This window comes from Deltaproteobacteria bacterium (genome assembly GCA_009929795.1).
GTDB lineage: Bacteria > Desulfobacterota > Desulfovibrionia > Desulfovibrionales > Desulfomicrobiaceae > RZZR01.
In genome coordinates this window covers 1-14,226 of sequence record RZZR01000066.1, presented here as the reverse complement: position 1 = coordinate 14,226, position 14,226 = coordinate 1, and the positions used below count along the sequence as shown (strand labels likewise).

The window sequence follows — 14,226 nt, the reverse complement described above, 5'->3', positions numbered from 1 at the left end:
TCCTGCTTTCCTGGGCATAATCACATTTCACGCGTTGTAGGGTTGAGGCCGCTGGGGCCATTCGATCGGCCCCTATCCCAGGCCGGGAAAAATGGCAACCGAAATCAAACGATCGATGCGGTTCGACGCGCCAGGGCCCGGACCAGGGTGGGGACAATGCCCCCCAATTCGGAGCAGACCTCGATGTTCGCCCGGCGCAGGGACTCGATCTTGGCTTCGATCCCACCGGAGCCTTCCCGGATGATGGCCCCGGCGTGGCCGAACTTCTTTCCGGGAGGAGCGGTCCGCCCGGCGATGAAAGCCAGCACTGGTTTGGAAAACTTGGATGCGGAGACGGCCTGGGCCAGGCGCTCTTCGGCCTGACCGCCGATCTCTCCGAGAACCAGGAGGGCACGAGTGGCCGGGCAGGTTTCGAGAAGGTCCAGATAGCTCTCGAAGTCCGAGCCGACAAAGGGATCTCCCCCGATGCCCAGGCAAATAGACTGGCCGATACCAGCAGCGCTCAGGGTATTTACGGTCTCGTAGGTCAGGGTGCCGCTGCGGGAAAGGACGGCCACGGGGCCGGGGCGGAAGATGTCTCCGGGCATGATGCCGAGTTTCATTTCCCCGGGGACGATCAGGCCTGGGGTGTTGGGGCCGATCAGTCTGGTGGGGCCGTGCTTCAGTCGGGCTTGGACCCTGAGCATATGGGACTGTGGGATTCCCTCGGTGATACAGACGACCCAGGGAATGTCGGCCGCAGCGGCTTCCAGGATGGCGTCGGTGGCAAAGGCTGCAGGAACGAAGACGATGGAGGCCTGGATGTCGTGCTCGGCCTGGGCCTGGCGGACCGTGTCATAGACGGGGATTCCGAGAATCCGGCGTCCACCCTTGCCTGGGGTGACTCCGGCCACGATCCGGGTCCCGTAGGTCTTCATGAGTTCGGTGTGCAGAATACCGTTACGCCCGGTAATGCCCTGGACCAGGACCGGGGTGTTGCGTCCAAGTCCGAAACAGGGAATAGGGTGATCGAAGAGCAGTGTCTGCGGGTTGCCGGGTTCGGCTCCCGGCTCGGGCCGTGGGCCAGAGTCGCTGGACCCGGCCAGGCTGCCGAGGCGGTCCAGGGCCTCGTCAAGTCCGGAGACCATGAAGATCTCAGGCCGGCCCATGTCCTCGAGGATTTTTCGGCCTTCGGAGGAGCGGAACCCCGAGAATCTGACCACCAGGGGGCGGTCCAGAGCGATTTGGTCCCGGTCCATGTCCTCCAGTGCCTGGCGCATGGCTTCGGCCACGGCTCGACAGGAAAGGATCCCTCCGAAGATATTGACAAAGAGAACCTTGACGTCGGCATCGCCCAGGAGAATGGCGAAGGCCCTGGCCATGCGTCGGCTGTCGGCTCCGCCTCCCAGGTCGAGGAAGTTTGCGGCCCGAAGGCCGTGATCGTTCAACACGTCCATGGTGGCCATGGCCAGACCGGCTCCGTTGACGACCATGCCCACCCATCCGTCAAGCTTATGGTAGCTCAGGCCCGCCTCGCGGGCTTCGTTTTCCATGGGGGAGTGGTGGTCGGGGAGATAGAGGGCTTGGAGGTCCGGGCGAAGGTCGACCCAGTTATCGTCGACCTCGATCTTGGCGTCCAGGGCCAGAAAATGGCCATCGTCGGTCAAGGCCAGGGGATTGATCTCCAGAAGGATCAGTCCCTGATCGAAGAAGAGGCGGATCAGGTTTCGGACCACGGCGAGGAATTCGCCCATGAGTCCCTGGGCCAGATTGAGATGGAAAAAGGCTTCCCGGATCTGGTAGTCTCCGGGGCCGTCCAAAGGGTGAGCCTCCTCAATGAGCAAGTCTTCGGGGGAGGCCGATTCGACGTCTATTCCACCGGCCCGATTCACGGTCAGAAGCAGGGAGCCGGTGCGGCGGCGAAAAGCCAAAGATAGATAGAACTCCGCCTTGACCGTCACGGCCTGCTCGATGCGGACGTAGGGAACTGGATGACCCCCGATACGCATGCCCAGGATGCGTGAGACGACTTGGGGGAGGTCCTCGGCCCGATCAACGACGACGACTCCACCGGCCTTGCCCCGTCCTCCGGTCAGGGCCTGGGCCTTGACCACCCAGGGGGGAGGGAACGTAATGGATGCCGGATAGCTGTACGGGCCGGTCAGGGCCAAGCCTTGGGAGACGGGCACGTCGGCCCGGGCCAGAAGGGTTTTGCTGGTATGCTCGTCGAGTCTCATGGCGCCTCGTGTGAAGGGTCGGCAATATACAGGGTGGACAGGATGGGCAGGGGATAAATGGCGGGGAAAGGAAAGTCAAAGCCACAAATCCGGCGGGGGTGAGCCCGAGGCGCGGTTCTTGAATTCGAAAACGGTTTGGGCTATGAAGATGTCTTTGGAGATACTCGGTCAGAAAAGGGACCGAAGGCCGAATTGAGATGAAGGATGCAGCCGGTCCTGATCTGCCGAAACGAGGCGGGGCTGGATTGGTGGTGGCGGAAGCGTATAGGAGTCGAACCTACCGACGAGGATGAGCCCGTCCACTGGATTTGAAGTCCAGGCGCCACACCGGTGACGAAACGCTTCCGCACGAAGCGAGAGAAGAGTATTTAGCAGCAAATTGCCCTCAAATCAAGCGTGATCCGGGCGGGGACAGCGGCCGAAAAGATCCCCGAACCCCATCCGCGCACGGAGGTTAGGATTTGAACAGTTTTTCCAAGAATCTGGCCCTTTGGATTGTGATCTCGGTGGTCATGGTCGTGCTCTTCAACATGTTCAATCAGCCCCCCCAGCCCCAACTCAGTCTCAACTACACAGAGTTCCTGGGTAAGGTCAGGGACGGCGAGGTCCTTTCGGTCAATATCCAGGGGTCGAGGATTACCGGCGTCATGCTCGGGGACAAGCGTTTTTCTTCATACGCGCCTGAAGACCCGAATCTGGTCGATCTGCTGGTCAAGAACAACGTCCAGGTGGAGGCCAAGCCCGAGGACGAGGCCCCCTGGTACATGACTGTGTTCGTGTCTTGGTTTCCCATGCTTCTGCTCATCGGCGTCTGGATTTTCTTCATGCGCCAGATGCAGGGCGGCGGCGGAAAGGCCATGTCCTTCGGCCGGTCACGGGCCAAGCTGATGACCGAGGAGCAAATCAAGGTCACCTTCGAGGACGTGGCCGGTGTCGACGAGGCCAAGGAAGAATTGAGCGAGGTGGTCGACTTCCTAAGCAATCCCAAAAAGTTCACTCGTCTTGGCGGACGGATTCCCAAGGGTGTTCTCCTCGTCGGCCCTCCGGGAACGGGTAAGACCCTTTTGGCCAGGGCCGTGGCCGGAGAGGCCGGGGTGCCGTTTTTTTCCATTTCCGGTTCGGATTTCGTCGAGATGTTCGTCGGTGTTGGCGCGGCCCGGGTCCGAGACCTCTTTGTCCAGGGCAAGAAGAACGCACCGTGCCTGATCTTCATCGACGAGATCGACGCCGTGGGTCGCCAGCGAGGCGCCGGCCTGGGCGGCGGTCACGACGAGCGGGAACAGACCCTGAACGCCCTTTTAGTGGAGATGGACGGGTTCGAGTCCAACGAGGGCGTCATCCTCATTGCGGCTACCAACAGGCCGGACGTCCTTGACCCGGCTCTGCTCCGGCCCGGGCGATTTGACCGCCAGGTGGTGGTGCCCAACCCGGATTTGAACGGTCGACGGCGTATCCTGGAGGTCCACACCAGACGCACCCCCCTGTCCAAGAGCGTGGACTTGGATATCCTGGCCCGGGGCACGCCGGGTTTCTCCGGAGCCGATCTTGAGAATCTGGTCAACGAGGCCGCCCTGCATGCGGCCAAGCTGAATCAGGAAGTGCTGACCATGGATGATTTCGAGCAGGCCAAGGACAAGGTTCTCATGGGCAAGGAGCGCCGCAGTCTGATCCTGTCCGACGAGGAGAAGAAGACCACGGCCTATCACGAAGGCGGACACACCTTGGTGGCCCGGCTCTTGCCGGGAACGGACCCGGTGCACAAGGTGTCCATCATACCTAGAGGGCGGGCACTGGGAGTGACCATGCAGCTCCCTGTTGATGACCGGCACACATACAGCAAGACCTATCTGGAGAATTCCCTTTCGGTGCTTATGGGCGGCCGAGTGGCCGAGGAAGTCGTATTCGACAGGATCACCACCGGGGCGGGCAACGACATTGAACGGGCGACCAAAATGGCCCGGAAAATGGTCTGCGAGTGGGGCATGAGCGAGAAGATCGGCCCCATCTCCATGGGCGATTCGGGCTCTGAAGTCTTTCTGGGCCGGGACATGGCCATGCACAAGGACTATAGCGAGGAAACGGCCCGGCAGATCGACGCCGAGATCAAGCGGATCGTCATGGGGGCCCATGATCGGTCCAAGGCCCTGATCGTGGAACGGATCGAGACCTTGCATGCCTTGGCCGATGCTCTGATTGAGCGTGAAACTCTGACCGGTGCCGAAGTGGAGCTGATCATGGAGGGCCGCGAACTGCCCGAGCCGGTGATAGACGGCCATGAAGAGAGCGGCGAGAGCACCGGAGACGAGAAGTCCAATTCCGGCCCAGGAGACGAGGGATCGGACGAGTTTTCCTTGGAGGAACAAGGCCAGGGGAGCGGCGATTCCAAGGAAGGGCGTTGAATCCGGGGGCCTTTTTTCCATGAGCCTTCAATTCGTTCCGGCCGAAGCTTGGCGGATCGGAGGCGGCGGAAAGAGCCTTGGCCGTGCTGTGTTGGCCGTGGTTGGTATTCTGAACATCACGCCGGACTCCTTTTACGACGGTGGACGGGACGCGACCGCAGAGGCGGCCGTGGTCCGGGGAATGGAGCTGGTCCTGAAGGGCGCGGACATGGTCGATGTGGGAGGGGAGAGCACTCGGCCCGGGGCTGAATCTGTGGGGCCCCAAGAGGAACTGGCCAGGGTTTTGCCGGTCATCACCGGGTTGCGTGCGGCCGACCCGGATCTTCCCGTGTCGGTGGACACAACCAAGGCCGAAGTGGCCAAGGCCTGCCTGGAGGCCGGGGCAAACGTGGTCAACGACGTTTCTGCCTGCCGGTTCGATCCCGTTCTGGTCGATGTTTTGGTTCAGTTTCAGCCGGGGTACGTGCTGATGCACAGTCTGGGTCGGCCCAAGACCATGCAGGTCGATCCCAGATACGGGGACGTGGTCGACGAAGTTCGATCTTTTTTCGAGGAGCGGATGGCCTTCCTGGTACGCGCCGGTCTGCCGGAAGACCGAATCGCCCTTGATCCTGGCATCGGTTTCGGAAAGCGTCTGGAGCACAATCTGTCTTTACTCAGAAGCATTGAGCGCTTGGCCGAGCTTGGCCGACCCCTGTACGTGGGCGTGTCCAACAAGTCTCTGTGGGGCGATCTCCTGGGACTGGGAATCAATGACCGGGAACGGGTCACGGAGGTGGCCACGGCCCTGCTGGGAGCCCGAGGCGTTGCCGTTCATCGGGTTCACGACCCGGCCGGAGCCCGGACGGCCTTGGCCATGGCTCAGGCCCTGTCCCCATCCATGCCTGTACCGGTGAGGCCGCAATGATCGATTTCTTGAGAGAGTTCGAGCTTCAGATGTCCTGGCGCGACGCGGTGGACATCCTCCTGGTGGCCTTCGTCTACTACCGGATTATTTTGATGGTCAAAGGGACCCGGGCCGTATCGGTCATCATCGGGCTCCTGCTCATCCTGATCGTCTACTACATGGCCGGGGAGTTCGGGTTTTACACCCTGCATTGGCTGCTGACCAATTTCCTGGGATCCATCTTCTTGGTGGTCATCATTCTCTTTCGTCGGGACATCCGCAAGGCCCTTTCCGAAATGGGGGCTGGACGGTTCTGGCGTTCTCCCAAGCTCGAGGAGCAGGTTCTGAACGAGCTGGTTCTGGCTCTGGTCCAGATGGCCCGGGAACGGATCGGGGCCCTGGTGGTCCTGGAAAAACGGGTTCCCCTGGGGGACGTCACTGAGCGGGGAGTCGAGCTTCAGGCCAAGCTGAGCAAGGACCTGCTTTTGACCATCTTCCATCCGGATACCCCCCTGCATGACGGGGCTGTCATCGTTCAGAGAGGTCTGGTCAAGGCCGCCGGGTGCATTCTGCCCTTGGCCGTGGGTGTGCGACACAAGTCGACCCTGGGAACCCGGCATAGGGCGGCCATGGGCATCACCGAGGAAACCGACGCCGTGGCCGTGGTGGTGTCAGAGGAGCGGGGGACCATTTCGGTGGCCATCGGCGGCAAGCTGACCTCGAGCCTGGACGAGAACAGGCTGCAGAAAGTGCTGACCGCCGCACTGGAGCGATGAGGTCATGATGAAGAACTGGTTCGCCCTAGTCTTGTCCCTGATGTTGGCTTTCTTCACCTGGTATCTGGTTTCGGGTCGGGAAAAGGTGGACACCTGGGTCGAGATCCCGGTGGAATACGTGAAAATCCCCAAGGGAATGATCATCACCTCCGGGCTGGTGAACCGAGTTCAGATCCGGGTTCGAGGCAGCCAGGGACTGGTCAGAGGGGACAGCGTCCAGAAGCTGGCCTATATCGCCGACCTCGGGGGGCTGAAGACTGGATCGAACACCATTGTTCTCGATCCCGAAAACATTCCCAGGTTCAGTAAGGCCCTGGAGATCATCGAGATCGAGCCATCCCGCCTGGAACTGACGGCCGACGTGGCCGAGACTCGGAAGATCCCCGTGAACATACGCTGGTCAGGCGGCCCGGACGCCTCGGAATTCACCTTCATAGAAGCCAGGAGCACGCCGGAGAGCGTCGAGATCAAGGGGCCGGGCAAGGTCCTGGCTTCCTTGGAGTCCATCGCCACCGAGGAGGTGGTCGTCGGAAAGGACAATCTCAGCCTTTGGGAAGGAGTGATCAATCTCGAGGTTCCGGCCCGGGTGGAGACCTCGACCAATTCGGTCCGGGTGCGGCTGGAGTTCGCCGCCAAGACTCAGGAGATTTGGGTCAAGAGGCCGGTCACGGCCAGGGCTCCGGTCGGGTACGAGATGAGTTTCTGGCCGGAGTATGTTAGGATCAAGGTCGATTTGCCCCTCTATTTTCTCAAGGACGAAAGCTGGCGTGAAATGGTAGCCGTTCAGTTGGAGCCCGCAGCCTCCCTGAGCGAGGGAGACCACAAGGTCTCCTACAGGGTGGTCCTGCCCGACGACACGATGCTTCTCGAAGCCAAGCCGACCCAGCTTGATGTCGTACTTACCAAAAAGGGCGGCCCGGCCAACAATAATGAAGTAAACCTGGTCGAGCCGGAAGCCGAATTCGGCCCTTGAGGACTGCCGGTCGATCATAAAGGAGTCATGGCGTGAAGCCTTTGTTCGGCACAGACGGCCTGCGCGGGCAGGTCAACATTTTTCCCATGCAGCCGGAACTGGTGCTCCGGGTCGGATTGGCCGCGGGCCAGTTCTTTCGCAACGGTTTGCGTCGTCACCGAGTTGTCATCGGCAAGGACACCCGTCTTTCAGGCTATGTGTTCGAGTCTGCTTTGACCTCCGGTTTCTGCGCCAGCGGGGTGGACGTCTATCTTGTGGGTCCCCTGCCCACGCCGGCCATTTCTTTTCTCACCCGCAATATGCGAGCCGACCTCGGCGTGGTCATTTCGGCTTCGCACAATCCGTTCATGGACAACGGCATCAAGTTTTTTAACAGCACGGGTTTCAAGCTGGCCGACGCCGTCGAGGACGAGATCACCCGCATGGTCATGGACCGGGAGATGAAATGGAATCCGCCACAGCCCGAGGCCATGGGCAGGGCGGTAAAGATTCAGGACAGTCCGGGACGCTACATCGTCTACCTGAAGAACACCATTCCGGCGGACTGCACCCTGGATGGGCTGAAGATCGTTCTGGACTGTGCCAACGGGGCGGCCTACCGGGTGGCGCCTCTTATTTTCGAGGAATTGGGGGCCAGGGTGGTCAAGGTCGGGGTGGACCCTGACGGACTGAACATCAATAGAAAATGCGGATCGTTGTATCCGGAAACGGCCGCCCGACTGGTCCTCGAGCATGGGGCGGACATCGGTATCACCCTGGACGGGGACGCCGACCGGCTCATCGCCGTGGATGAAAAGGGTCGTGTTCTCGACGGTGACCAGATCATGGCCCTGTGCGCCAAGGAAATGATCGGTCGTGACGCCTTGCCGGGCCGAAATCTGGTGGCCACGGTCATGAGCAATATGGCCCTGGAGGTCTTCATGGCCGAGCAGGGAGGCCAGCTGATTCGGACTCCGGTCGGCGACCGACATGTGGTGGAGGCCATGCGCCGGATGGGGGCCGCCTTGGGCGGGGAGCAGTCCGGCCACCTCATCTTTTCAGACCACAGCACCACCGGAGACGGCATCCTGGCCGCCCTCCAGCTGGTCCGGATCATGGTCCAGACTGGCCGGCCCCTGTCGGAGCTGGCCGGGCTCATCGACCCGTTTCCCCAAAAGTTGGTCAACGTTCACGTCGGTCAGAAGCGTCCCTTCGACGAGGTTCCGGCCATTCAGAATGCCGTGACCGCGGCCGAGAGCCTGCTCGGATCCCGAGGTCGGGTATTGCTTCGCTATTCGGGAACCGAGGCCGTGGCCCGGGTCATGGTCGAGGCCGAAGACCGTGAGATTATGGAGACGGTCTGCGACGATCTGGTGGAGGCCGTCCGTCAGGGCCTGACATGAGATTTTCCGGAGTCTTCGGTCCGGCCGGACTTGTCGCCGCTGTCCTCGTTCTGGCCGGAGCAGCCCAGGCCTTCTTTCCCTCCGGGTCAGAGGTTCGCAAGAATTTGCAGACCACAGTCGGGCTCGTCAAGGCCTTCGAGATCGAGATGAGTTCGCCTCGATGGCCGGAATTGACCATCAAGGTCTGGTACCAGGATCGGAAGTGGAGGACCGAATGGGTTCTCCGGGAAAACGGTGAGGGAGTGGTTGTCCGCGCGGCTGTCGGGGTAGGCTTGAAGACGCTGGCCCGGTTCGGATTCGACGACCAGGCCCCGGTGCCGGGACCGGTTTTGCGGCAGATCCCCCTGGAGATGTGGATCGAGCGGGGTCTGGATTCGTCCCTGATGGCCTACACCTTTTTGAACGGACGCCCGGCCTTGGTTCTGGGCCGTAACGCCACGGAACCGCTTTCAGTCGGCCCGACCCTGGCCGTTGACAACGAAACCTGGGTTCCCCTGGCCCTGACCATGCCAGGAGGGGGAGGCCTGGTCTGGCGGGAACACAAGAGCGTCGGCAATATTCTGCTTCCGCATGGTCTGACCGTCCAGGATGACCAGGGGCAGACCGTCGATCTCTCCATCGTTTGGAGGGGAGTGGGTAAGGCGGTACCGTTCGAAACCTTCGATCCTCAGTCCTTCGGCCGGATCTTTGGCCGTGCCGTGCCAAGATCTCTGACCGGCCAGCCCTACGATGTTCTTCTGACCCACAATTTCTGAGTTTCTTCAACCTTCGCTTGGCAAGGATCTTGGCATGAGTCAATGCAGTCGCTCGTCCACGTCAGGGCTTCTCTTCTGGGTGTGTGCGTCCCTGGTCGCCGTGATTGCCCTTTTCGTGCAGTCTTCAGACGTATCCGGAGCCCAGCGCAGGACCCCTGTGGTGGAGGCTGTGGAATCGGTGGCTCCGGCCGTGGTCAACATCCTGACCACGGTGGTCGAGCGGAGCGTGTCGCCCTTCGGGGGAGTATTTTCGAGGGACCCTTTTTTTCAACAGTTTTTCGGCCAGCCCGAGCGGGCCGTGGAGCGAACCAGCCTGGGCTCAGGAGTGATCACCGACGGAGCCAAACGTCTGGTCCTGACCAACGCCCACGTCATCGAAGGGGCCTCAGTGATTCGGGTCAGGCTGCTTGACGGCCGGGAGTTCGAGGCCAGTCTGGTAGGCTCCGATCCTGATTTCGACCTGGCAGTGCTTTCCCTGGCCGGGGAGGAGGCTCTGCCCGAGGCCAGGATGGGTGATTCGACGGATTTGATGATCGGCGAGACCATCGTGGCCATCGGCAACCCCTACGGGTTTGGGCATAGCGTGACCACAGGAGTGATTTCGGCCCTGAACCGGACCATCCAGACCCGGCACGGCAGCTACTCGAATTTCATCCAGACCGATGCGGCCATCAACCCCGGCAACAGTGGCGGGCCCCTGGTCAACGTTCTGGGCGAGGTCGTCGGGATCAACACGGCCATCCACGCCGAGGCCGAGGGCATTGGATTCGCCATCCCCATCGGCAAGGCCCGGCAGGTTTTGGACGACCTCGTTCACTTCGGCCGGGTGACTCCGGTCTGGCTGGGCATGGGAGGGCAGAACCTCGACCAGCGCACGGCCCTCTATTTCGGGCTGGAATCGACGAAGGGGTTTCTGGTCAACGAGGTCCATCCCAAGACCCCGGCCGCTGAGGCCGGGATTCGGCCCGGAGATGTGGTCACGGCCATGGACGGGAACCGGATCGAGGACAAGGACGCCTATCTGGACCGGCTGCGCCATCTGGTCCGCCAAGAAGAGGTGGGACTCAGAATCGTCCGCCGAAACGAGGAAAAAACCGTGCGGCTGCGCCCAGCGCCTTTTCCTGATGAACAGGCTAAAAATCTGGCCTTGAAGCGTTGGGGGGTGGAGGTCAAGTCCGGATCGGCCGAGGACGGGGTGGTCGTGGTGGAAGTCGTTCCCAATGGCCCGGCCGAGGGTCTGGGCCTGCGTCCGGGCGATGTCATTCGGCAGGTGGCCGGGGTAAAGACGGCCACCGAGGCCGATTTCCTCCAGGCCTTCCGCCGGACCCGTTTGAAGAGTTCCCTGATGCTGGTCGTCCGCCGGGCCCAGAATCTTTACCATGTCCGGATGCGGGTCGACGGCTGAAGGGTTTCAGCCCGGCTGCCCAGAACGTAGATTCGACCCCAGAGCGATACGGGAACCCGGAGGAACGTCCTCCGTGACCCAGACGTTGCCGCCGACCACTGAGCCCCGGCCGATGGTGATTCTCCCGAGCACCGTGGCTCCGGAGTAGATGGTCACGTCGTCCTCGACCACCGGGTGTCGGGGAATGCCTTTGATGAGCTGGCCGTTTTCGTCCTTGGGAAAACTCTTGGCACCCAAAGTCACACCCTGGTAGAGGCGGACATTGTTCCCGATGACGCAGGTTTCGCCGATGACTACGCCGGTCCCGTGGTCGATGAAGAAACGTCGACCGATGCCGGCCCCGGGGTGGATGTCGATACCGGTTTCGGAGTGGGCCATCTCGGTGATGATCCGGGGGATGAGTTCCACGTCCATACGGTGGAGTTCGTGGGCCACACGGTAGTGGGTCATGACCTTGATGGATGGATAGCAGAAGATGCTTTCCCCGGGGCTCTTGGCCGCGGGGTCGCCTTCGTAGGCGGCCTGGACGTCTAGGGCCAGAAGATTCCGAATTCGGGGCAGGGTGGTCAAGAATTTCAGAGTCAGGATCCGGGCTCGTTCCTCGCACTCCGGGCAGGCCTGGTCTTCAAGGGCGCAGAAAAAGCAGTGCCCGCGCCGGATCTGCTCGGCCAGCAGGGTCCGGACCTGGTCCAAGGCCGAGCCGACATGGTAGCGCATGGTTTCCGGCCCGATGTCGGACCGTCCGAAATAGCCCGGAAAGAGTACGGCCCGGAGAAGCCCCATGATCTCCCGAAGGTCTTGGACCGAAGGCATGGGTTGGGCAAAGGCCGGACGGTGGTAGACATCGGAGTAGGACTCCGGGGCGCAGAGGGCGTCGACGACGTCCTCAAGGTCGAGGATGGCGGTGTCGGTCACGAGATGACCTCGGGGTTTCGAAATAGATTCGCGCTCAAATACCGCTCGCCCGTGTCGCAGATGATGGTCACGATCAGGCGTTCTCGGTTTTCTTCCCTGGCCGCCACCTGTAGAGCCGCGGCCACATTGGCCCCGGCCGAGATTCCGGCCAGAATCCCCTCCTCGCGCAAGAGACGCCGGGCCATGTCCATGGCCAGCTCTCCCTTCACGGCCAGAACCTCGTCCAGAACCGACCGGTCCAGGATGCGGGGAATGAATCCTGGTCCGATGCCCTGGATGGGGTGTGGCCCGGGATCGCCTCCGGACAGGACCGGCGACTCGGCCGGTTCAGCGGCCACGCAGCGAACCTTGGGATTTCGGGATTTGAGGGCCCGACCGACACCGGTGATGGTCCCGCCCGTGCCGACCCCGGCCACGAAGACCTGCACCTGTCCATCGGTGTCCTGCCAAATCTCCGGTCCGGTGGTGCGCTCATGCGCGGCCGGATTGGCCGGGTTCTCGAACTGACGGACCATGAAGGCTCGGGATTCACGCTGGATTTCCTCGGCCCGGGCCACTGCCCCGGCCATGCCCTTGGCGGCGGGAGTGAGAACCACCGCGGCCCCGAGGCCGACCAGCAGGGTCCGGCGTTCCAAGCTCATGCTCTCGGGCATGGTCAGGGTCAGGGCGTAGCCCCGCAGGGCGCAGACCAGGGCCAGACCGATGCCGGTATTGCCACTGGTGGGTTCAACCAACCTGGCCCCGGGCCCAAGATGTCCTCGGCGCTCGGCGTCCTCGATCATGGCCAGGGCGATGCGGTCCTTGATGGACCCGCCGGGGTTGGTCGATTCGAGCTTGACGGCCACCCGGCCGGGTAAACCTTGTCCCAGGCGGTCCAGAAAGACCAGAGGGGTGCGGCCGACAAGGGCCAGGGGGTCTGGATGGATGTTCATGATTGGTTCCTCGACATGGTTCGTTGTATCTGTTTATGCTTCGGACTATGGCCTGCAAAGAGTGGGGGATGTCAAGGTACGAGACGTTCGATTTTTTTCCGGGAATGCTGAACCACAGTTTGGTGGAAAATGGAAAAAAATGTGAATTTGCACTTTTCCGATTGCCAACTTCACGATAGGTGTTATTCCAAATATTGATAAAAGAATAATGGTTTCAGGAAATTGAATTGACGTTTTTCTCCAGCCCAACCCTTTGACCTTTTTTCTTCAACTCTATATGTTTGTTGCAAAATTTGACAGGAAAAGGTCAATGCGAAGACGATACAGTACAGAATATCCACATTTTTCACGGTTGCCCCGACAGTCGTGCCAAGCCGGTTTTTCCTTGGTCGAGGTCATGGTCGTAGTGGGCATCATCTCTCTGGGCTTGGCCTGGGGTGGGTATGCCATGTTTCGCAATTTGCCCGATTATCGGCTGAGGGCCGCAGCCCGGTCCATTGTCAGTGATATGCAGGATGCTCGGATGCAGGCTGTGAAGCGGGGGCAGGATTGGGCCATCGTCTTCAACCCGGGGGCCTCGTCGTACAACGTGTGCCGAGGCAGGGGTCCGGATGACGCCTGGGGAACGGCCGACGACGATGTGGCCCGGACGGTGAACCTGAGTCAAAATTTTTCAGGAGTGATCATGGGGTTCGGGATGGCCAACAGGGCCGCTACCGCAGCCGGTGGAGCGATAGGAAGTAGCGTGACGTTTCAGAACAACCGAGTCGTCTTTGATCGGAGAGGTCGCTGCAACGTGGCCGGATTCGTCTACATCCAGCAGTCGCCGCCAAACACGCATCTCGTTTATGCGGTCGGGGCTCGAATGACCGGGACCGTGCTCATGTACCGCTGGGGCGTGAACGACTGGATTGGGAGGGAATGATGATGAGTCGAGGGTTCACCCTCATTGAGTTGCTGGTGGTCATGGCCATTTCATCGGTCATTTTGGGGTCGGTCCTGGGCGTGTTCATTGCCTCCAACAAGACATACACCATTCAGGACCAACGGACGAAATTGCAGCAAGACTTGCGGGCGGCCATGAGCATTATGCTCAAGGACATGCGAATGGCTGGTTTGAATCCGACCCAGAACTCGGCCATGCCGACCATAGACAGTGCCACGGCCACGGATATCAGCTTTTACATGGATTTCGTCGGCAACGGGACAGTCAGGCAGTTTGAATATCGCTATGTTCCCGCCACGCAAAGGATGGAGGTTCAGTGGAATGGCGCAGGAGGTTTTCAGCGAGTTGCCGAAGGCGTCACCAACATGGAGTTCGTCTACGGCTCGACCTCGGAAGGTCAAACGTCGACCCCGGCCAATCTGGCCGACATCAGAAGCGCGACTGTAACCATGTGTGGCCAGATTCGGGGGGCGTACGCCGACGAAGTCAACGCGCGCCAGATCAGGACCACGCATGCCAACGGCACGGTCGAGTTGGAGCAGGCCGGGGATTTTTGCCTGACCCGAACCGTGAATTTCCGCAACATTGGCCTGTGAGGACGCCATGAGAGAGAAAGGCTTCACTCTGGTCGAACTGCTCAT

At 61.1% G+C, this 14,226-nt stretch carries 12 protein-coding genes and 1 tRNA gene; 9 read left to right on the top strand and 4 right to left on the bottom strand.

Annotated features, from left to right (window positions below; translation table 11 throughout):
• Positions 1-104: 104 nt before the first annotated feature.
• Both sucD and EOM25_08595 read right to left on the bottom strand, forming a co-directional pair.
• The gene (sucD, locus tag EOM25_08600; GenBank protein NCC25243.1) at positions 105-2,216 is read right to left on the bottom strand and encodes a succinate--CoA ligase subunit alpha; all 2,112 of its coding nucleotides are present in this window, start codon (positions 2,214-2,216) and stop codon (positions 105-107) included.
• Between the two features lie 252 nt (positions 2,217-2,468).
• Positions 2,469-2,561: transfer RNA gene (locus EOM25_08595), tRNA-Sec, on the bottom strand.
• 116 nt (positions 2,562-2,677) lie between these two features.
• Between EOM25_08595 and EOM25_08590 the strand changes: the two genes are divergently transcribed.
• The 7 genes from EOM25_08590 to EOM25_08560 are packed head-to-tail and all read left to right on the top strand — an operon-like array spanning position 2,678 to position 10,792.
• Positions 2,678-4,615: an ATP-dependent metallopeptidase FtsH/Yme1/Tma family protein gene (locus EOM25_08590; protein ID NCC25242.1), complete on the top strand. Its 1,938-nt coding sequence runs from the start codon at positions 2,678-2,680 to the stop codon at positions 4,613-4,615.
• Between the two features lie 19 nt (positions 4,616-4,634).
• The gene (folP, locus tag EOM25_08585; protein ID NCC25241.1) at positions 4,635-5,522 is read left to right on the top strand and encodes a dihydropteroate synthase; all 888 of its coding nucleotides are present in this window, start codon (positions 4,635-4,637) and stop codon (positions 5,520-5,522) included.
• A complete protein-coding gene (locus EOM25_08580; GenBank protein ID NCC25240.1) occupies positions 5,519-6,277 on the top strand; it encodes a TIGR00159 family protein in 759 nt (252 codons plus the stop codon). The genes folP and EOM25_08580 overlap by 4 nt, the downstream gene beginning before the upstream one ends.
• Before the next feature lie 4 nt (positions 6,278-6,281).
• Positions 6,282-7,250: a hypothetical protein gene (locus tag EOM25_08575; GenBank protein ID NCC25239.1), complete on the top strand. Its 969-nt coding sequence runs from the start codon at positions 6,282-6,284 to the stop codon at positions 7,248-7,250.
• 32 nt (positions 7,251-7,282) lie between these two features.
• Positions 7,283-8,632 carry a phosphoglucosamine mutase gene (locus EOM25_08570; GenBank protein NCC25238.1) on the top strand — a complete coding sequence of 450 codons (1,350 nt, stop codon included), beginning with the start codon at positions 7,283-7,285 and terminating at the stop codon, positions 8,630-8,632.
• Positions 8,629-9,387, top strand: a complete 759-nt coding sequence (locus EOM25_08565) for a hypothetical protein (protein NCC25237.1) — start codon at positions 8,629-8,631, stop codon at positions 9,385-9,387. The genes EOM25_08570 and EOM25_08565 overlap by 4 nt, the downstream gene beginning before the upstream one ends.
• Before the next feature lie 34 nt (positions 9,388-9,421).
• On the top strand, positions 9,422-10,792 hold the full coding sequence (locus EOM25_08560) for a PDZ domain-containing protein (GenBank protein ID NCC25236.1): 1,371 nt from the start codon (positions 9,422-9,424) through the stop codon (positions 10,790-10,792).
• Between the two features lie 6 nt (positions 10,793-10,798).
• On the opposite strand, the gene EOM25_08555 is transcribed toward EOM25_08560, so the two are convergent.
• Both EOM25_08555 and cysK read right to left on the bottom strand, forming a co-directional pair.
• Positions 10,799-11,605, bottom strand: coding sequence for a serine acetyltransferase (locus EOM25_08555; GenBank protein ID NCC25235.1), 807 nt, complete (start codon positions 11,603-11,605; stop codon positions 10,799-10,801).
• A gap of 98 nt (positions 11,606-11,703) precedes the next feature.
• A complete protein-coding gene (gene cysK, locus EOM25_08550) occupies positions 11,704-12,639 on the bottom strand; it encodes a cysteine synthase A (protein NCC25234.1) in 936 nt (311 codons plus the stop codon).
• A 277-nt stretch (positions 12,640-12,916) separates the two neighbouring features.
• Between cysK and EOM25_08545 the strand changes: the two genes are divergently transcribed.
• Positions 12,917-13,564: a prepilin-type N-terminal cleavage/methylation domain-containing protein gene (locus tag EOM25_08545; protein ID NCC25233.1), complete on the top strand. Its 648-nt coding sequence runs from the start codon at positions 12,917-12,919 to the stop codon at positions 13,562-13,564.
• Positions 13,561-14,181, top strand: a complete 621-nt coding sequence (locus EOM25_08540; protein NCC25232.1) for a prepilin-type N-terminal cleavage/methylation domain-containing protein — start codon at positions 13,561-13,563, stop codon at positions 14,179-14,181. The genes EOM25_08545 and EOM25_08540 overlap by 4 nt, the downstream gene beginning before the upstream one ends.
• The last annotated feature ends 45 nt before the right edge of the window (positions 14,182-14,226 follow it).